Origin of the sequence: Shewanella sp. BJSY2023SW007 (assembly GCF_047314525.1) — a bacterium.
GTDB lineage: Bacteria > Pseudomonadota > Gammaproteobacteria > Enterobacterales > Shewanellaceae > Shewanella > Shewanella chilikensis.
This window is the reverse complement of sequence record NZ_JBKORL010000074.1, coordinates 122,304-140,923: the sequence shown is the minus strand read 5'-3', so window position 1 is coordinate 140,923 and position 18,620 is coordinate 122,304. Positions and strand designations below refer to the sequence as shown.

At 53.5% G+C, this 18,620-nt stretch carries 14 protein-coding genes; 8 read left to right on the top strand and 6 right to left on the bottom strand.

Going from position 1 to position 18,620, the window contains the following annotated elements:
* The first annotated feature begins 1 nt into the window (after position 1).
* The 6 genes from ACMHXE_RS12445 (at position 2) to ACMHXE_RS12420 (ending at position 11,735) form a co-directional block, all read left to right on the top strand.
* Positions 2 to 1,369: a DUF1329 domain-containing protein gene (locus ACMHXE_RS12445; protein ID WP_101055761.1), complete on the top strand. Its 1,368-nt coding sequence runs from the start codon at positions 2 to 4 to the stop codon at positions 1,367 to 1,369.
* A gap of 89 nt (positions 1,370 to 1,458) precedes the next feature.
* Positions 1,459 to 2,499, top strand: a complete 1,041-nt coding sequence (locus tag ACMHXE_RS12440) for a WD40/YVTN/BNR-like repeat-containing protein (protein WP_226563861.1) — start codon at positions 1,459 to 1,461, stop codon at positions 2,497 to 2,499.
* A gap of 12 nt (positions 2,500 to 2,511) precedes the next feature.
* A complete protein-coding gene (locus ACMHXE_RS12435) occupies positions 2,512 to 4,821 on the top strand; it encodes an efflux RND transporter permease subunit (RefSeq protein WP_101055757.1) in 2,310 nt (769 codons plus the stop codon).
* Between the two features lie 265 nt (positions 4,822 to 5,086).
* Positions 5,087 to 9,934, top strand: a complete 4,848-nt coding sequence (locus ACMHXE_RS12430; RefSeq protein ID WP_413732383.1) for an NAD-glutamate dehydrogenase — start codon at positions 5,087 to 5,089, stop codon at positions 9,932 to 9,934.
* A gap of 61 nt (positions 9,935 to 9,995) precedes the next feature.
* Positions 9,996 to 11,015: a quinone-dependent dihydroorotate dehydrogenase gene (pyrD, locus tag ACMHXE_RS12425; protein WP_165565133.1), complete on the top strand. Its 1,020-nt coding sequence runs from the start codon at positions 9,996 to 9,998 to the stop codon at positions 11,013 to 11,015.
* Positions 11,016 to 11,201: 186 nt separating this feature from the next.
* On the top strand, positions 11,202 to 11,735 hold the full coding sequence (locus tag ACMHXE_RS12420; RefSeq protein ID WP_039033231.1) for a cell division protein ZapC: 534 nt from the start codon (positions 11,202 to 11,204) through the stop codon (positions 11,733 to 11,735).
* Between the two features lie 51 nt (positions 11,736 to 11,786).
* Here ACMHXE_RS12420 and ACMHXE_RS12415 read toward each other — a convergent pair whose 3' ends face one another.
* Entirely contained in the window at positions 11,787 to 12,665 is an 879-nt protein-coding gene (locus tag ACMHXE_RS12415; protein ID WP_071237460.1) for a LysR family transcriptional regulator, read from the bottom strand.
* A gap of 109 nt (positions 12,666 to 12,774) precedes the next feature.
* Between ACMHXE_RS12415 and ACMHXE_RS12410 the strand changes: the two genes are divergently transcribed.
* Together ACMHXE_RS12410 and ACMHXE_RS12405 are read left to right on the top strand one after the other, a co-directional pair.
* Positions 12,775 to 13,638 carry an MBL fold metallo-hydrolase gene (locus ACMHXE_RS12410; protein WP_413732381.1) on the top strand — a complete coding sequence of 288 codons (864 nt, stop codon included), beginning with the start codon at positions 12,775 to 12,777 and terminating at the stop codon, positions 13,636 to 13,638.
* Complete coding sequence (locus ACMHXE_RS12405; RefSeq protein ID WP_413732379.1) at positions 13,632 to 14,378, top strand: DsbA family protein; 747 nt, start codon at positions 13,632 to 13,634, stop codon at positions 14,376 to 14,378. Before ACMHXE_RS12410 ends, ACMHXE_RS12405 begins: the two co-directional genes overlap by 7 nt.
* A 193-nt stretch (positions 14,379 to 14,571) precedes the next feature.
* Here ACMHXE_RS12405 and hisIE read toward each other — a convergent pair whose 3' ends face one another.
* From hisIE to hisB, 5 genes are all read right to left on the bottom strand, one after another.
* On the bottom strand, positions 14,572 to 15,222 hold the full coding sequence (gene hisIE, locus ACMHXE_RS12400) for a bifunctional phosphoribosyl-AMP cyclohydrolase/phosphoribosyl-ATP diphosphatase HisIE (RefSeq protein ID WP_165565131.1): 651 nt from the start codon (positions 15,220 to 15,222) through the stop codon (positions 14,572 to 14,574).
* 137 nt (positions 15,223 to 15,359) lie between these two features.
* A complete protein-coding gene (gene hisF, locus ACMHXE_RS12395; protein WP_287590721.1) occupies positions 15,360 to 16,133 on the bottom strand; it encodes an imidazole glycerol phosphate synthase subunit HisF in 774 nt (257 codons plus the stop codon).
* Positions 16,115 to 16,852 (bottom strand): 1-(5-phosphoribosyl)-5-[(5-phosphoribosylamino)methylideneamino]imidazole-4-carboxamide isomerase, encoded by a 738-nt coding sequence (gene hisA / locus ACMHXE_RS12390; protein WP_101056908.1) that lies wholly within the window; start codon positions 16,850 to 16,852, stop codon positions 16,115 to 16,117. Before hisA ends, hisF begins: the two co-directional genes overlap by 19 nt.
* Positions 16,849 to 17,511 (bottom strand): imidazole glycerol phosphate synthase subunit HisH, encoded by a 663-nt coding sequence (hisH, locus tag ACMHXE_RS12385; RefSeq protein ID WP_287590719.1) that lies wholly within the window; start codon positions 17,509 to 17,511, stop codon positions 16,849 to 16,851. Before hisH ends, hisA begins: the two co-directional genes overlap by 4 nt.
* A complete protein-coding gene (hisB, locus tag ACMHXE_RS12380; protein ID WP_413732376.1) occupies positions 17,511 to 18,578 on the bottom strand; it encodes a bifunctional histidinol-phosphatase/imidazoleglycerol-phosphate dehydratase HisB in 1,068 nt (355 codons plus the stop codon). Before hisB ends, hisH begins: the two co-directional genes overlap by 1 nt.
* Positions 18,579 to 18,620: the final 42 nt, after the last annotated feature.

The window sequence follows — 18,620 nt, the reverse complement described above, 5'->3', positions numbered from 1 at the left end:
AATGAGAACGATAGCTATATTGTCTGCCGCTGTAATCTTGGCTTTGGGGGCCACCACAGCTGTAGAAGCCAAGGTTTCCGAGGCCGATGTGGCCAAACTGGGGACCAGCCTGACACCACTCGGTGCTGAAAAGGGCCCTAATGCCGATGGCAGTATTCCTGCTTGGGACGGCGGTATTACCACGCCTCCTGCCAGTTATAAAAAAGGCATGCATCACCCAGATCCTTTCCCGGATGACAAGCCGCTGGTGACTGTCACCGCGGCCAACAAGGAGCAATACAAGGAGTTTCTGACGCCTGGGCAACTAAAGATGTTCGAAACCTATCCAGATAGTTTTAAAATGAACATCTATCAGACCCGGCGTACCGCTTCTGTGCCGCAGTTTATTTATGATGCCACCAAGGCCAATGCACCGAGAGCAACTCTTGTCTCTGAGGGCAATGGTGTCGATGGCGCGTCTATAGGTATTCCTTTCCCCATCCCTGCCAATGGATTGGAAGCAATCTGGAACCATATTCTCAGATTCCGCGGTGTCGATATTGAAACCGAACGTAATCAGGCGGCGCCTACTGCCAGTGGTGACTACACATTGGTGGAAATGGCCGAAGAGATACGTTTCGAATACTCTCGCCCTGAAGCGAACTTGGAAGAACTGAAAAAGAATAACATTCTGTTTGAGTTCAAACAGGTAGTTACTCAGCCAGCGCGTTTGGCCGGTACTGCGCTGTTGGTGAAAGAAACCATGGATCAGGAGAAGGAACCCCGCCAGGCCTGGACCTACAACACAGGGCAGCGCCGGGTGAGAAAGGCACCCAACGTGGCCTTCGATACGCCAGGTACGGTTTCTGATGGTCTGCGTACCACAGATGATTTCGATATGTTCAACGGCTCGCCTTCCCGTTACAACTGGGAGTTGCTGGGCAAGAAAGAGATATTCATTCCTTACAACGACTACCGTTTGCACTCGGATAAGGTCAAGTACAGTGATCTGCTCAAGGCGGGTCACTTGAACCCTGATTATATCCGCTATGAAAAGCATAGAGTCTGGGTGGTCAAGGCCAGCTTGAAAGAGGGCATGCGCCATATCTACAAGACCCGGGTCTTCTATTTGGATGAGGACTCCTGGCAGGTCTCAATCGCCGATCTGTACGACAATCGTGACGAACTGTATCGGGTTGCCATGGCGCATGGTTTGAACTATTACGAGGTGCCGACTCATTGGAGTACTCTTGAGGTGTATTACGATCTGCAGTCCCGTCGTTATATCGCCATAGGTTTGGATAATGAAGGCCGCATGTATGACTTTGATGCCAAGTTGTCCGAGGCCAACTTTACCCCGGCCGCGCTGCGCCGCGAAGGAATACGTTAAGCGCTCGTCATCAGTAATGGGTGGCTGAGGTCACCCAGTAGGCAATTCCAGGGGCGCGTGCGCCCCTTTCAACCCTAAGGAAGTCTGTAATGTCGTATCGCATGCTTCAAGCAGCGGCTCTGGGCCTTGGCATACTCACATTCCAGGGCGCAATTTCGCCCCTTCACGCCGAAACGCAATCTGCAACCTGGGCTCTGACCGGCCAACTGCAGCCTTTGGCGGTTCACTCTTTGATGTTGGATATTGCTCAGGCCGGCAGCACTATGGTCGCGGTCGGTGAGCGGGGTCATATCTTAAGGCTCAGCGCCGATGGCAATCAATGGCAACAGGTGGCGACACCGAGTCAGGCGCAGTTGACCAAGGTATTTTTTCTCGATGCCAACCATGGCTGGGCCGTGGGCCATGATGCCACCATTCTTGCTACCCAAGATGGCGGACTCTCCTGGCAGCAACAGTTCAGTTCGCCAGAGCTTGCCCGGCCCTTACTGGATGTCTGGTTTGCCGACTCGCAAAACGGCATAGCCGTTGGCGCCTATGGTCTATTTCTGCGCACCACAGATGGTGGCCAAAGCTGGCAGAAAGAATTTCATCCCGAGCTCTTGAGCCAAGATGATGCCGACTATCTGGCGGATCTCAAACAGCAGGATGAAGAGGCCTATCAGGCCGAATCCGACTCAATTTTGCCCCATTTCAATCGGGTCATTGCCCTTGAAGACAAGCGCTTGCTTATGGTCGGGGAGCTGGGGATGGTAGCCATTTCCGAAGATGGCGGCCGTTTATGGCAGCGTCTGGAGTTTATTTATGACGGCTCTTTGTTCAATGCCATAGAAAGGGATAAACAGCTCTATGTGTTTGGTCTGCGAGGGCATGCCTTCAGCGCACCGGAAGATATGAGTCAGTGGCAGGAGATAAAGATGCCGCTTGAGTCGACCCTCAATGCGGCAGCGCCGGTCAAAGGGGGCCTGCTGCTGGTCGGCAATGGCGGCGCCGTAATTCGTTTGGATAACAATTTACACGCTGAGCTGGTGACCCAGCGCAGAGGGGAAAATTTATCGGCAGTTGCCGTTGACCCCAAGGGCCGGTTATGGATAGCCGGGACCAAAGGGCTTTTCGAACTAAAACAACAATAAAGGGCCATTATTATGTTAGACAGACTGGTCAATGGGATTGAGAGTTTTCTCTTTCGCAATCGTATCGGAGTGATACTGCTGTTTGCGCTGACCACGGTATTTCTGGGCTTTCAGGCCAGTCAGCTGAAAATGGATGCGGCATTTGTCAAAAACATTCCACTGCATCACCCCTATATGCAGACCTACCTCAAACACCAGAAGCAGTTTGGCGGCGCCAACTCCATCATGGTGGCGGTAGAAGACAGCAGCGGTAATATTTTCAATCCGGCGTTTTTCGACACCCTGAAGAATGTGCATGATCAACTGTTCTTTATTCCCGGGGTAGAGCGCTCTCAGGTGAAATCCCTGTTTTCTCCGTCGACACGTTTTACCGAAGTGGTGGAAGACGGGTTTGCCGGTGGGCCGGTGATCCCGGCGGATTTCAGCACGACAGAAGCCGGGCTTGAGCGGGTCAGAGGCAATATCGAAAAGGCCGGCATAGTCGGCCGTCTGGTGGCAGAGGACTACAGCGCCGCCATGGTGACGGCGCAGCTGATGGACTTTGATCCGCAAACCGGCGAGCCTCTGGACACTTTGGCGTTTGCCGCCCAACTGGAAGAACAGCTCAGAGGCCAGTTTGAAAAAGATGGCATCAAGATTCATATCATAGGCTTTGCCAAGATGGCCGGCGATGTGGCAGACGGAGCCAAAGGGGTACTGCTGTTTTTCCTGATAGCCATTTTGGTCACCGCCCTGATGGTGTATCTCTTCTCCCGCTCCATGGTGTTAACCTTGCTGCCCTTGATGTGCAGCTTGATTGCTGTGGTCTGGCAGCTTGGCCTCTTGACCGTGGTGGGCTTTGGCTTGGATCCCATGTCGATTCTGGTGCCATTCTTGGTGTTTGCTATAGGTGTCAGCCACGGGGTACAGATGATCAACGCCATCCGCAAACGGGTTGCCGATGGCCTGAGTACCAAGGTGGCGGCGGCTTCGGCGTTTCGTAGTCTCTTGGTGCCGGGCGGGGTCGCCTTGCTGTCGGATACCATAGGGTTTATGACCTTGCTGGCAATCGATATCGGCATCATTCGCGAGCTGGCGATTTCGGCATCGCTTGGTGTGGCGGTGATCATCCTGACCAACCTGGTGCTCTTGCCTCTGGTGATCTCCTTCTTCCAGATAAAGGCCGCGAAAGCGGATGCTGGCACCGAGGCCAAGACAGCGGCCTTTTGGCACAAGCTCACCTGTTTTGCCACCCCAAAATATGCTGTGGTGGTGGTAGCTGCCACTGCACTGCTTTATCTGGGCGGGTTGCAGCAAGCCGGCAAGATGCAAATCGGCGATCTTCAGGGCGGAGCACCGGCGCTGCATCAGGACTCCCGCTATAACCAGGACACCTTCTTTATTACCGATCATTTCTCTATCACCACAGACGTGATGAGTGTGATAGTGGAAGCCTATCCCGAGGCCTGTACCTATCACTCGGCGCTGGAGAAGATTGACAGGTTCGAATGGTTGGCGCGCAACACCCCTGGGGTTGAGTTTACCGCCAGTATCGCCTCGGTGGCACGCCAGGTGAATGCCGGTTTCAACGAGGGTAGCCCCAAGTGGCAGGTATTGCCCAGGAGCCCGGCCAGCCTGGCACAGTTGGTGTCACAAATTCCTACCAGCACAGGTCTGCTGAACGGCGATTGCTCTGTGATGCCTGTTTATCTGTTCCTGAAAGATCACAAGGCGGAAACCATAGAGCAGGTGGTGAGCAAGGTGCAGCTGCTGGCCGCTGAAATGGACGACGACAAGCTGAGTTTTAAACTCGCCTCCGGTCCGGTGGGGGTGATGGCGGCAACCAACGAGGCGGTGGCCGAAGCGCAATTGCCTATGATGCTGTATGTCTATGGCGCGGTGTTTATCCTCTGCCTGATAAGCTTCCGCTCACTGAAAGCCACGGTTGCAGTGATTCTGCCTCTGTATGTGGTATCGACACTGGCACAGGCACTGATGACCTGGTTGGATATAGGCCTGACGGTGAGCACCTTGCCGGTTATTGCCCTCGGGGTGGGTATCGGGGTGGACTATGGCATCTATATCCTGTCGACCATGGCCGTGAAACTGCGTGATGGTATGGCAGTACAGCAGGCCTATTTCGAAGCCTTGGTGGAGCGGGGCAGTGCGGTCATCTTCACCGGCCTGACCCTGGCTATCGGGGTGAGCACTTGGTTCTTCTCCGCACTTAAGTTCCAGATGGATATGGGAATTTTGCTTACCTTCATGTTTGTGGTCAACATGCTGGGGGCCATAATTATCCTGCCTGCACTGACGGCACTTTTCTGGCGCAAACATAGCTAGTGAAAGGGGCAGGGGAAGAAGTTTCTCCTGCCCCTGCTGAATAGTTAGTCTGTTATTCCGATTACTTCTTCATCGCTCCCTTCAATATCCCGTCATTGCTGGATTTGTACAGGATGTACCACTAAAATTTTGCTCGAATTATGGTTTGTTTAGTAATACACTGCGCGGCATGACCTCGGTCACAAAAAATTCAGGCCCGGGTCATTCGACGAAGCATCCATATAATGAAAAAAGCGCTGCCATAGACGCTTAAGGAAACAGCAAAATGGCCTTGAAAGATGCAATGCCTTCAGTACTACTTGAAAAGGTAGTCAGTTTAATCCACTCCAAAGTCCCTAAAACACAAGCAAATCAGGTGGAACAGTTCGCCACCTGCCTCTACGCTCACATGTCTAAGGACGATCTCCTGGCCCGTAACGATAGCGATCTCTACGGTGCCGTCCTGAGTCTTTGGAATGCTCTGAACAGCACGCCTTGTGGGGAAACTCACTTAAGGGTATTCAACCCAAGCCAAGCCAAGCACGGCTGGCAATCAACCCACTCCATCATAGAAGTTGTGCAGCCCGATATGCCCTTCCTGGTGGATTCTGTGGGTATGGCTCTCAACCGTTTGGGGATCACAGCTCATATGATGTTGCATACGCCGCTGGCCATTGAGCGCCAGGGCACAGACATCAAGCGGGTCAGCTTTGTTAACGACAGCAAGGAAGACAGCGACAAGGTTGCGGTATTCCTGATTGAAATCGACCGCCAAAGCAGCGACAAGGACATAAAACAACTCGAAAAAGAGATAGAGTCCGTGCTCGGTGATGTGGCCGCCGCCGTCAATGATTGGCGCGCCATGTCCGATAAGCTGGCTGAAGTGGTTGAAGAGTTGCCAAAGCGCCCGTTCCCCGGCGATAAGGCTGAACTTGAAGAAGCGATTCGCTTCCTTGGTTATTTGAACAACCATCATTTTACTCTGATGGGTTATCGTCGCTACGACCTGCGTAAAGTAGAGGGTGATGTTGAGCTGGTGCCGGATATGGCAAGCAGTCTGGGCTTGATGAACAAACCCGGTAAGGCGCAGCCAGAGCACGGTTTGATGCTGTCTTCTTTCTCTGAATCGGCTCGCCGTGAAGCGCTGGACAACAGCCTGCTTATCCTGACCAAGAGCAGTGCCAAGAGCCGGGTTCACAGACCCGCCTATGTCGACTATATCGGCGTCAAACGTTTCGATGAGGCCGGTAATGTCGTCGGCGAAGACAGATTCATCGGCCTGTATGCCTCCAACCTGTACAACCGCAGCCCGAAAGAGATCCCCCTGCTGGCCGAGAAAGTCCAGCGGGTGATGGACAAGTCAGGACTGGCACCGCGCTCCCACGACTATAAAGCGTTGATGAATATTCTGGAAAATCTGCCAAGGGACGAGATTATTCAGGCAAGCGTCGAAGAGTTGTCGCACATGGCGCATGGTGTGTTGGAGATGCAGGATAGAGATAAACTTAAGCTGTTTGTCCGTAAAGACGGTTTCGGCCGCTTCCTGTCCTGTTTGGTGTATGTCTCCAAAGACAGATATAACACCCGTCTGCGTGAAGATACCCAAAGGATCTTCGCCCAAACCTTTAACAGTAATGAAGAGGTGGAGTTTACCACTTACTTCTCCGAGTCGAGCTTGGCCCGTACCCACTACATAGTTAAAGTCGACAACAACAATAATTTGGAACTCGATGTGGCTGCCATAGAAAACAATCTGATTGAAGCCGCTCGCTCATGGGAAGATAAACTTCAGAGCGCGCTCAACAATTCACTGGGTGAAGAGCAGGGCACTCGCCTGTTCAAGCGCTATCTGACCGCATTCCCGCAGAGTTACAAAGACGATGTGTTGCCTACGTCGGCCGTGGTGGATCTGCAACAACTGGAAGCGCTGGACGACGACCATAAGCTGGGCATGTTGTTCTATCAGCCACAGGAAGCGGCGCCCGGCAGTAACAAGGTACGTTTGAAGCTGTTCCACAAGGATGAGCCTATCCATCTGTCGGATGTGCTGCCTATGCTGGAAAACTTCGGTCTCAGGGTGATCAATGAGCGTCCCTATGAAGTGAAGAGCACAGATGGCGCAACCTTCTGGATCCTCGACTTCCTGATGACAGTACAGGGCGGCGCCACTGAGAACCTGGCAGACAGCCAGGACAGATTCCAGACCGCGCTGGCTCAGGTTTGGCAGAAAAAACTGGAAGACGACGGCTTCAACCGTATGGTGCTGGCTACCGGACTTTCCGGCCGCGAAGTGTCAGTGCTGCGCGCCTATGCCAAGTATATGCGTCAAATAGATGCGACTTTCAGCCAGGCTTACATCGAAGAAACCTTCAGCCGTTATCCGCAGATTGCCGATTCGCTGGTGAAGATGTTTATTCGTAAGTTCAATCCCAAGCTGAAGACCCGCACACTGGACAAGTTTATCGAGCAGATCAATCTGCGTCTTGATGATGTATCCAGTCTGGATGATGACCGTATCATTCGTCGCTATCTGGATCTTATCAACGCCACGTTGAGAACCAACTTCTATCAGCAAGATGCCGCCGGCCAGCCGAAGGATTATATCTCCTTCAAGTTTGCCCCCAACCATATCCCTGAAATGCCCAAGCCGCTGCCGAAGTTTGAAATCTTCGTTTACAGCCCAAGGGTTGAAGGTGTGCATCTGCGTGGTGGTAAAGTTGCCCGTGGTGGTCTGCGCTGGTCTGATCGCCGTGAGGACTTCCGTACCGAAGTGCTGGGTCTGGTGAAGGCGCAACAGGTTAAGAACACTGTGATTGTGCCCGTAGGTGCCAAGGGGGGCTTTGTTTGTAAACAACTGCCGACCGAGGGCGGCCGTGAAGCCTTCTTCACCGAAGGTCAGGAATGCTACCGGATCTTTATCCGTGGTTTGCTGGATATCACAGACAATATTGTCAACGGTGACCTGGTTCCTCCTGTGGATGTGGTTCGTCACGATGAAGACGACCCTTACCTGGTGGTCGCCGCCGATAAGGGCACGGCGACCTTCTCTGACACAGCCAACGCCATTGCCATCGAATATGGCTTCTGGCTGGGTGATGCCTTCGCGTCCGGTGGTTCCAACGGTTATGACCACAAGAAGATGGGCATCACCGCCCGCGGCGCCTGGGAGTCGGTGAAACGTCACTTCCGCGAAGTGGGTATCGATTGCCAGACTACAGATTTCACCTGTGTGGGTATAGGTGACATGGCCGGTGATGTATTCGGCAACGGCATGCTCTTGTCTGAGCACACCCAGCTGGTGGCTGCTTTCAACCACATGCATATCTTCATCGACCCAACGCCGGATTCAGCGACCAGCTTTGTTGAGCGTAAGCGTCTGTTTAATCTGCCTCGCTCCAGCTGGGAAGACTATAACAAGGAGCTTATCTCAAAAGGCGGTGGCGTGTTTGCCCGTAGCGCCAAGTCCATCAGTTTGACGCCGGAAATCAAGAAGATGCTGGCGACCGACAAGGATGCTATGACGCCGACTGAGCTGATCAAATGCCTGCTGAAAATGCCGGTTGACCTGATCTGGAACGGCGGTATCGGTACTTATGTCAAAGCGAGCAGTGAAACCCATGCCGAAGTCGGCGATCGCGCCAACGACGGTTTGCGGGTCAACGGTGGCGAGCTTAAGGCTAAGATCATAGGTGAAGGCGGTAACCTGGGCTGTACTCAGCTTGGTCGTATCGAATACGCCGCCAATGGCGGTCGTATCAACACCGACTTTGTCGATAACGTGGGTGGCGTGGACTGTTCGGACAACGAAGTTAACATCAAAATTTTGCTCAACGCCCTGGTGGCCGAAGGTGAGATGACCCTCAAGCAGCGTAACCGCCTGCTGGAAGAGATGACAGATGAAGTTGCTCAGATAGTACTGCAGGACTGTAAAGATCAGACCCGCACCATCTCTGTGACTCAGGTGCGCGGCGCCGAACAGCTTAAAGAGCAGATCCGCTTTATCAACTATCTGGAAAAAGAGGGTAAGTTGGACCGAGCACTGGAGTTCTTGCCTACAGAAGAGGAGCTGTCCGAGCGCTTGGCCAACGGCCGAGGTTTGACCCGTCCTGAGCTGTCGGTATTGGTGGCCTATGCCAAGATGGTGCTCAAGGAGCAACTGCTGACACCTGTTATTACAGATGATGCCTGGTTGAGCCAACTGCTGGTGGATTACTTCCCTGGCAAGCTGCAGCAGAAGTATGCCGACAAGATGACTCAGCATCCGCTGCGCGGTGAGATCATTGCTACCTCGCTGGCCAATGAACTGGTTAACGATATGGGGCTCAATTTTGTCCAGCGTATGCAGGATGAGACAGGCGCCTCAGTTGCCGATGCCGCCATTTGTTACACTATGGCTCGCGAAGTGTTTGGTTTGGCAGATTTAACCAAAGCCATTACTGATTTGAACGGTATAGTACCTGCGGTTGTTCAGGGCGAGATGCTGCACCAGCTGCGCCGTAACATGCGCCGTGCCTGTCGCTGGTTCCTGCGTAACCGTAGCCGCGCCATGAGCATAGAGCAGGTTGTTGCCTTCTATAAGCCGGTGTTCGACGAGCTGAAAGCCAATATTCGCTCTTATCTGGTAGCCGACGAGTTGGCGGGTATTGAAGAGGATATCGCTGCGCTGGAAAAAGAAGCTGTTCCTCATGAGGTCGCCAATCTGGTTGCCAACATGAGTACGCTGTTCTCGGCACTGGATATCGCTCAGATAGCTCAGTTGGAGTCCAAGCCGGTTTCACTGGTGGCAGAAACTTACTTTAAGTTGGGTGCCAGAATCGATCTGCACTGGTTCCTGGAACAGATCGGTGGCCAGCCGGTGGCCAACCACTGGCAGGCACTGGCCAGGGCGGCGTTCCGCGAGGAGCTGGATTGGCAGCAAAGAGCGCTGACATCGGCGGTACTGCGCAGCTGTACCGACAGCTGCGAGTCCGATGCCATTATCGAAGAGTGGGTCGAACTTAATCAGGGCTTGCTGGAGCGCTGGTTCCACATGCTGGCTGACTTCAAGACATCGCAAACCCATGAATTTGCGAAGTTCTCAGTAGCGCTACGTGAACTGAATCTGCTGATCCTGCACTGCGAAGGGCAGAAGTAAGCTATTATAACAATAAGAGCCCTGGCAAACGCCGGGGCTTTTTTTAGGTCTAGGAGAAGCCATGTTTTACAAACTCGCACAAAAAGTCATGTTTCAGATGGATCCTGAGCGCGCCCATAATCTTGCCATCAGTAGTCTCAGAACCACAGGTAATTCACCGCTGAACTGTTTTTATGCGCAGCATCTTGCCCCGGCCCCGGTCGAATTCATGGGGCTGACATTCCCTAATCCTGTCGGTTTGGCTGCCGGTATGGATAAGGACGGTGAATGTATCGACGCCTTTCATGCCATGGGATTTGGCCATATTGAAGTGGGAACTGTAACCCCAAGGCCGCAACCTGGTAATGACAAACCTCGGCTTTTCCGGATTAAGCCGGCCAAGGCGATTATTAATCGCATGGGCTTTAATAATCTCGGCGTGGATAATCTGGTGGCCAATCTCAAGGCTAAAAAATCCAACGCCATGGTCGGTGTCAATATAGGTAAAAATAAAGATACCCCGGTAGAGCAAGGGAAAGATGATTATCTGATCTGTATGGATAAGGTTTATGCCTATGCCGATTACATCGCGGTTAATATTTCTTCTCCCAATACCCCCGGCCTGCGTACCATGCAATATGGCGAATTACTGGACGACTTGCTGTCAAGTTTAAAAAATAAACAAACAGAACTGGCAGAAAAGCATGGCAAGTATGTACCCATAGCATTAAAAATAGCGCCGGATCTAACCGAAGAAGAGATCGAAAAGATAGCCGAGTCATTATTGAAACATAAGTTTGATGGTGCTATAGCGACTAATACCACTTTGACCCGTGATGGGGTCAGTGGCTTGGCCAACTCCAACGAGACAGGTGGCCTGAGTGGCAAGCCGCTGAACCAGTTGTCGACCAAGGTGATCAAGTATTTGGCGCAGTGTTTGAAAGGTGAGATCCCGATCCTGGGAGTGGGTGGTATTAATAGCGCCGAGGATGCTCTGGATAAATTGGATGCAGGAGCAAGCATGGTGCAGATCTATTCCGGCTTTATCTATCAAGGGCCGAAATTAATTAAAGATATTGTTGACGCCTATAGATCCAAATAAGTTAAAAAATACTCAAAGGGATCGCGATTGCGATCCTTTTTTATTTAAATCGATCGTTTTTTGATCTAAAGGATCTATCTAAGATATTGTTATCTCAGTCTAATATTTAAAACTTTTTTTGATATTGGGTAAAATATCATCTATTATTCGGTTTGTAATAAATCACAGGTCTTATTGGATTGCGTTATGTTATTAATGCCAAACAGAGATTGGCAATGGAGATATAACGATTCGTACGGTGTCCTTAGCGTATCGTTAGGTTCGGAAATGGAATTTCTGACTCCTTATAAAGCCAAGACTTTGATACCGGATGCAATGAAAGAAGCTGAATTTAGCGTCGAGCACGCCAAGTTCTATATTGACCTGCTTGATCGTCTAACCAAGTCACTGTCATTGACGGATGCACAAGTGGTTCAGTTGGCATTGAATGCCACAGCCGCTCACTTTATGCAAAAACCGCAGATGCCCAAGTCATGGTTCTTCGACACCAGTGCTGTCTGTGTTTACAGTGAGCCAGGGAAGGTATTTGACCTCAAATGTCGCGGAGAGCGTGTGCTGGTGATGGTGGTTGAGACCGGGCTGCAGGCTTCTTTGGTAATGATGTTGGCCAACGAATGTCGACTCAGCGATGTCAAAACCCTGACCCGCTTTGAAACCATCAAGGTAATGCACGATCGTCTGCATCCGCTCAGGGCGCAGCAACAGATAGTTGCCGCCTGACAAAGCTTGTCAGCGAGTATCAACGGGGCTTATGGCCCCGTTTTGGGTTTTTCAGCTGAATGACTGACTCAAGTGGTCAATCAAGGCCCTTAGCGCCACCGGCATATGCTCTCTTGAGCTATAGAGAGCGTAGGCCGTCATGACTCTCGGTGTCCAATCCGGTAGCAAGCGTTGCAAGCTGCCATCTTTGAGTGCCTCAGCCAGCAGATAATCGGGCAGTTGGGCGATACCGCTGCCTGCCTGAGCCGCCTTGAGTAACACTGTCGCTTCATTGGCCACCAGTTGGCAGTTGACCGCCACAGATTCGTTCTGCCCTCCCTTGGAAAGATGCCAAAGATTGCGATTGAAATGGCGGTAGCCAAGGCACAGGTGTTGGCGAAGATCCCTGGGGTGCTGCGGCGCCGAATACTGTTTGAGGTATTCAGGAGAAGCCACCAGCTGCGAATTCACCTTGATAAGCGGCTTGCCAATCAACAAGGGATCCGGGCTTGAAGCAATACGGATCACCAAATCGACCCTTTCCACCACCAGATCCACAGCGCGATCGCTCACATCCAACTCGATTTCCACCCCGGGATTAAGCCTGATGAATTGCGCGAGGCTCGCTGCCAGTCGTGCGTGTGCGAATGACATGCTACTGCTTATTCTCAGTTTGCCGGTCAATTGTCTGCGTCTCTCGCTTAGGCTGATTTCCAATGCCTCACGGGTCGAGAGTAACTGGCGACAATATGTCAGGCACTGATTCCCGGCATCTGTAAGGGTTACACTGCGGGTGGTGCGATTGAGTAATCTGGCGCCCAACCAATCCTCAAGCGTCTTGATATGGCGGGTTACCATGGCGCGCGACATCTCAAGCCGCTCGGCGGTAGCGGTAAAGCTGCCACTGGCGGCCAGATCCACAAAAACTTCGGCGGCGGTTAATCTGTCCATCTGCGATTACTTGTCCGGATTATGCAACAATATTGCGCAATTTTAGCCGTATATCTGCATTAATTGAAATCATAAACTGGCCAACGTTGAAATTCACCGGAGTAAAACCATGCTTAAATCACTCGTATTGGCTGCCAGTTTAGTGTTGCCATTTTCTTTACACGCCGAATCGGACGCCCTCGACTTCAAAGTCTATAACGCTGACGGTAACAGCTTTCATGTCAACGCCACCCTGATAAGCGGTGACAAGGAAGCCATTTTGGTCGACACAGGCTTCACCCGCGCCGATGCCTTGCGACTGGCCGCCGAGGTTCTGGACAGTGGCAAGCACTTGACCACTGTATTCGTCAGCCAGGCGGATCCTGACTATTACTTCGGGGTTGCCACACTCAAGCAGTTTTTCCCTAAAGCAAAATACCTGACGACCCCGGCAGTGCATGCACAAATTGCGGCCAAGCTGGAAGACAAGCTGAGCTTTTGGATCCCCAGAATGGGTAGCAATGCCCCCCTCAAGGCGCAGCTGCCAGAGATATTTAAAGGCAGTCAATTAATGCTTGAAGGCAAGGCGATTGAGATAAAAGGTGACCTGGGACGGCTGGCTGACAGGCCATACCTCTGGGTACCTTCGAGTAAAACCATTCTCGGCAATGTGGCCGTCTCCGGAGGCTTGCACCTGTGGATGGCTGATAGCCAGAGCCAGAGTGAGCGAGCGGCCTGGAAGGCGCAGCTTGCGGAAATGGCGGCGCTTAACCCTGCCAAGGTGATCCCCGGGCACATGTTGTCTGAATCTTTTCTCGAGCAGGACAATATTGCCGCGACACTCAAGTACCTGCAGGATTTCGAACAAGCCGAAGCCGACACGCAAACCAGCGCTGAGCTTATTGACACCATGCAGCGTCTGTACCCGAATGCCGGGCTTGCTATGGCATTGGAGATAGCTGCCAAGGTCAGTAAGGGTGAGATGAAATGGTGAGGCTGCACTACTTTTTTGACCCCTTGTGCGGCTGGTGCCATGGTGCGGCGCCCCTCATTCATGCCCTGAGTGCCAGACTCCCGATAGTTTTGCACGCCGGCGGTCTGATGGCGGCAACAAGAATAACGCCCGGGCTCAGGCAACATATCCTCAGCCACGACAGCAAAATTGCCAAGCTGACCGGGCAACCCTTTGGCGACGATTACACTCAGGGTTTGCTTCAATGTCCTGACGCCGTGTTGGACTCGGGACCGGCCATTGCCGCCATCCTGCTCGCCGAAAAGGCGGTGGGGCAGGGATTGGCGCTGCTGGAGATATTGCAGCGTGGTCATTATGTTCAGGGTTTAAGGCTTGCCGAGCCTGAAGTGTTACTGCAACTGCTGAAGGAGCTGCCGAGTCTCCAGGCACTGGGGCGCGAGAAATTGGCTAGCGATCTGACGGCGGTTATGGAAGCAAACTCAGCCGGACAGATTTCGCCGCTGGCGAGCCATATCGCCCAAAGCCGAGCCATGATGGCAAAGCTTGGATTGGCAGGCTTTCCGTCGCTGGTTCTGGAAAGCGAAATCGGTGAGTGGCACCCTGTGCCTTTGAACCGCTTCTACGGCCAGACAGAGGCAATGCTGGGTTGGTTTGACTCAAGTTTTGCCAGACAGCTCTCTGGGATTGACGCCAAGAGAGATAATCCGAAAGCCGCGCCAAGCGCTCCGGCGGCTTGTATCCTGGGAGGCGGCTGCGATTAAGCTTTCCGCAAGGATTAGAGCGGGCTTAAAGGCGTTGAAAGAGGCTGCAATCTTACTCTTGGCTTGAGTAAAATGAGCATCCTAAGCTTGCGCTGACAGCAGAAGGGGATGAATACCTATTGGTTGCATTCATCCCTTTCTCTTTTTGCCTTTGTTCGTTGGTGCTGTGCCACTGCCTTATGTAGGCTTTGCTTTAATCCTGTGCCGCTTTGGCCTGGGTGTGACGTTTGGCCAGGTTGGCATGGATATCATCGAGGGACAGTTGCTGATCTTCCAGCAGTACCAAGAGGTGGTAGAGGAGATCCGAGGCTTCATTCACCAACTCTTCGCGATCATGAGTGGCCGCCGCCAGCGCGGTTTCCAATCCCTCTTCGCCCACCTTCTGGGCAATGCGCTTGGTACCGCGCTGAAACAGCGAAGCTGTATAGCTCTCGTTGGGGTCTTCCTCCTTTCGTGAGGCGATAAGGCTTTGCAGGCGATTGATAAAGGGGTGCACTTCGCCGCAGGCCGGATTATCCCAGCAGCTGTCAGTCCCCTTGTGGCAGGTGGGGCCTAAGGGGGCGGCCTGCAGCAACAGGCTGTCGTTGTCACAGTCCACTCCTATGCTGACCAATTGCAGCAGATTGCCTGAGCTTTCACCCTTGGTCCAGAGCCGCTGTTTGCTGCGGCTGTAAAAGGTCACCAGGCCTTTGCTTAGGGTGACATCCAGGGCTTCGCGGTTCATATAACCCAGCATCAACACCTTGCCACTGTGAAAGTCCTGTACTACGGCCGGCAGTAATCCCTGTTGTTTATCCCAGTCCAACTGTTTGAGCCAGTCGGCATTGTTTGTCTCGGTTGTCATATCAAATACCTGTATTGGGTTGTGGGGCATTAAGGAAGGTGCGAACAAGTCCCATGTGTGCTCTGCGCCGGCTTACGGGCCTGGATGCAAGGCGTGGTTCGCAGCCAATGGCCCTAGTCCTTTGCAAGAAGCCTTCCTTAGCTGCGAATGGTGACGCCGCTTTGCTTGAGAAAGGCTTTCAGCGCCTGGATCTCTATGATCCCCTTGTGAAATACGCTGGCGGCCAAAGCGGCATCGACTTTGGCCTTGTCGAAGACCTCGAGAAAGTGCGCCATGGTGCCGGCGCCGCCGGAGGCGATAAGCGGCACATCGCAGACGGCTCTCACTTTGGCAAGTTGCTCGATATCATAACCCTGGCGCACCCCATCTTGGTTCATCACATTGAGGACGATTTCGCCGCAGCCCTGGCGCTGCACCTCTTCGACCCAATCCAAGGTGTGCCATTGGGTGTCGCGGGTCGCAGCTTCATCGCCGGTAAACTGTTTCACCTTATAGCTGTTGTCATTGGCATCGAAGAAAGAGTCGATACCCACCACTATGCACTGGCGGCCGAATTCGTCCTGCAGCCTGCGAATAAGGCTGGGATCTGACAGTGCCGGTGAATTGATGGAGATCTTGTCGGCACCGAATGCCAGCAGCTCGCGTGCCTGGGCCAGGGTCTTGATGCCACCGGCCACGCAGAAGGGTATGTCTATCTGTTGCGCCACCCGGCTGACCCAGGACTTATCCACCACCCGCGAGTGGGCGCTGGCGGTGATATCATAGAACACCAGTTCATCGGCGCCTTCGGCGGCATATCTGGCCGCCAGCGGCACGATATCGCCTATGGTTTCGTGGTTACGAAACTGCACGCCTTTGACCACCTTACCGTCGCGTACATCGAGACAAGGGACTATACGTTTTGCCAGCATGCGATCGCCTCCTCTACGCTGAATTCGCCGGTGAGCAAGGCCTTGCCGATAATCAGGCCGCTGGCACCGGAATCCCTGACTGCAGCGACATCATCCAGACTGGCGATACCGCCGGAGGCCTGCCAGGCGATATCGGGAAAGGTCTGCGCCAACTCGCGGTACAGGGCTGTGTTGGCGCCCGTCATGGTGCCATCACGACTGATGTCGGTGACCAGGGCATGTTTAAGGCCCAAAGGGGCAAACTGGGCCACCAGAGATTCCAGGGTTTTGCCACCGCCACTCTGCCAGCCGTGAACCGCCACTATTTTCTCGCCCGCGGCATTGATATTGACATCCAGCGCCAGACAGATGGCGTCCGGGCCGTATTGTTCGAGCCAGGCGCCAACCAGTTTGGGCTCACGCACCGCCAATGAACCTATCACTACCCGGGAAACCCCGGCCTTGAACAGTTCATCGAGCTGACACTGACTGCGCACGCCGCCGCCCACTTGCAGTGGTGTATCCAGGGCGGCTGCGAGCGACGCTATCAGGCTGCTCTGGCAGCGCTCAGGGTCCTTGGCGCCGGTCAAGTCCACCAGATGCAAGAGTGAAGCCCCCTGGGCCTGATAAGCGAGCAGTTGAGCCTCAGGTTGCAGATTGAAGCGGGTCTCCTGTTGGTAATCGCCCTGAAACAGGCGCACTACCTGACCTTCTATAAGATCGATTGCCGGTATAATCATGCTGCAGCTCCGTTAAAATCATCCTGGGTCAGAGTGAGAAAGTTAGCCAGGATAAGGCTACCGATAACGGCGCTCTTTTCCGGGTGAAACTGCACTCCCATAAAGTTGTCTTTGGCAATGGCGGCGCTGAAACGCTCGCCGTAACAGCATTCGGCTATGGTGGCCGCGGAAGGCGCGGCGCAAAAGGAATGGACGAAATAGCAGTAGCTGCCTTCATCGATACCGGCAAACAGCGGGTGTGCCTGGCCGTTGGCATCAAGTACGGGGCTCAGTTGATCCCAGCCCATATGTGGACTGGGCAACCCCTTGCAGTCGAGCTGGCGTATAGTGCCCGGGATCAGCCCAAGACACTGGCATTCATCGGCATTCTCGCCACTTTCCTGCGAGCTGTCACACATGAGCTGCATACCGAGACACACTCCCAGCACCGGCTGTTTCAGCGCCTTGATAACAGGAATTAACTGCTTTTCGGTGAGCGCCGCCATGGCGGCTCTGGCTGTGCCCACACCGGGAAGCACCACTCTTTCGGCGCTGCGGATAACCTCGGCATCATCACTGATACAGACTTCGGCGCCGAGGCGCTCAAAGGCGTATTTCACCGAGCTCAAGTTGGCGCAGCCGGTATCTATAATCACTGTCTTGGCAATGGCTTGGGTCATTACAACACTCCCTTACTGGAAGGCAAGGCATCACCTTCAACCTTGATGGCCTGGCGCAGAGTGCGCCCCAGCACCTTGAACAGCGCCTCTACCTTGTGGTGGTCGTTGTCGCCCTCGCAGCCAAGGTGCAGGGTGCAGCGCAGGCCGTCGGCAAAGGAGCGAAAGAAGTGCGCTACCATCTCTGTGGCCAGCTCACCGACCTTTTCCCGCTCAAATACGGCGCTGAACTTGAGGAAGGGACGGCCGGAGAGATCCAGCAGGCAGTCGCCGCGGGCTTCATCCATTGGCAGGGAAAAGCCGAAACGGGCAATGCCGCGTTTATCGCCCAGCGCCTGACGCAAAGCATCGCCCAGCGCCAGCGCGGTATCTTCCACACTGTGGTGATCGTCTATCTCAAGATCGCCGTCAACCTTGACTGCCAGTTTGAAATTGCCGTGGGTGGCAATCTGATCCAGCATGTGATCGAAAAAGCCTATGCCGGTATTGATGTCGCTGTTGCCGGCGCGGTCGAGATCCACCTCGACCCGAATGTCGGTCTCTTTGGTGGTGCGCACCACAGTTGCCTGGCGACCCCGGCTCAAGAGGGCATCACAGATATCGCCCCAGTTGAGCTTTTCCCTGTCATAGCGATAGCCGGTCAAGCCCATGGCCTCGGCCAGGGCAATATCGGTTTTCCGATCACCAATAACTGCCGAGCGGGTGAAATCCACCAGGCCCTGGGTCAGAAACTCTTTTACCAACCCGAGTTTGGGTTTGCGGCAACTGCAGTTTTCATCGTTGAAGTGAGGGCAAATCAACACCTCGCTGAAGTTGACCCCCTGGCTTGAAAAAATCTGCATCATCAGATTGTGGGGCGCATCGAAGTCTTCTTTCGGGAAGGAGGGGGTGCCCAGGCCATCCTGATTGGAGACCATCACCAAGCGGTAACCGGCGCTTTGCAGTTTGAGCAGCGCCGGAATAACGCCGGGTTCAAACACCAGCTTATCCAGTCTGTCCACCTGTTTGTCGGTTTGCGGCTCTTCAATAAGGGTGCCGTCGCGGTCGATAAAGAGTATTTTCTGGCTCATTGATGTTTCCTTGTGCCGGCCGCTGCCGGGCTGATTATTATC

Excerpts from the sequence above, each read along its gene's own strand:
- ACMHXE_RS12430 (WP_413732383.1), top strand. The coding sequence starts at position 5,087 with ATGGCCTTGAAAGATGCAATGCCTTCAGTACTACTTGAAAAGGTAGTC.
- hisH (WP_287590719.1), bottom strand. The coding sequence starts at position 17,511 with ATGACCCAAGCCATTGCCAAGACAGTGATTATAGATACCGGCTGCGCC.
- ACMHXE_RS12445 (WP_101055761.1), top strand. The coding sequence starts at position 2 with ATGAGAACGATAGCTATATTGTCTGCCGCTGTAATCTTGGCTTTGGGG.
- ACMHXE_RS12410 (WP_413732381.1), top strand. The coding sequence starts at position 12,775 with ATGCTTAAATCACTCGTATTGGCTGCCAGTTTAGTGTTGCCATTTTCT.
- ACMHXE_RS12420 (WP_039033231.1), top strand. The coding sequence starts at position 11,202 with ATGTTATTAATGCCAAACAGAGATTGGCAATGGAGATATAACGATTCG.
- hisA (WP_101056908.1), bottom strand. The coding sequence starts at position 16,852 with ATGATTATACCGGCAATCGATCTTATAGAAGGTCAGGTAGTGCGCCTG.
- ACMHXE_RS12415 (WP_071237460.1), bottom strand. The coding sequence starts at position 12,665 with ATGGACAGATTAACCGCCGCCGAAGTTTTTGTGGATCTGGCCGCCAGT.
- hisF (WP_287590721.1), bottom strand. The coding sequence starts at position 16,133 with ATGCTGGCAAAACGTATAGTCCCTTGTCTCGATGTACGCGACGGTAAG.
- ACMHXE_RS12405 (WP_413732379.1), top strand. The coding sequence starts at position 13,632 with ATGGTGAGGCTGCACTACTTTTTTGACCCCTTGTGCGGCTGGTGCCAT.
- hisB (WP_413732376.1), bottom strand. The coding sequence starts at position 18,578 with ATGAGCCAGAAAATACTCTTTATCGACCGCGACGGCACCCTTATTGAA.
- hisIE (WP_165565131.1), bottom strand. The coding sequence starts at position 15,222 with ATGACAACCGAGACAAACAATGCCGACTGGCTCAAACAGTTGGACTGG.
- ACMHXE_RS12435 (WP_101055757.1), top strand. The coding sequence starts at position 2,512 with ATGTTAGACAGACTGGTCAATGGGATTGAGAGTTTTCTCTTTCGCAAT.
- pyrD (WP_165565133.1), top strand. The coding sequence starts at position 9,996 with ATGTTTTACAAACTCGCACAAAAAGTCATGTTTCAGATGGATCCTGAG.
- ACMHXE_RS12440 (WP_226563861.1), top strand. The coding sequence starts at position 1,459 with ATGTCGTATCGCATGCTTCAAGCAGCGGCTCTGGGCCTTGGCATACTC.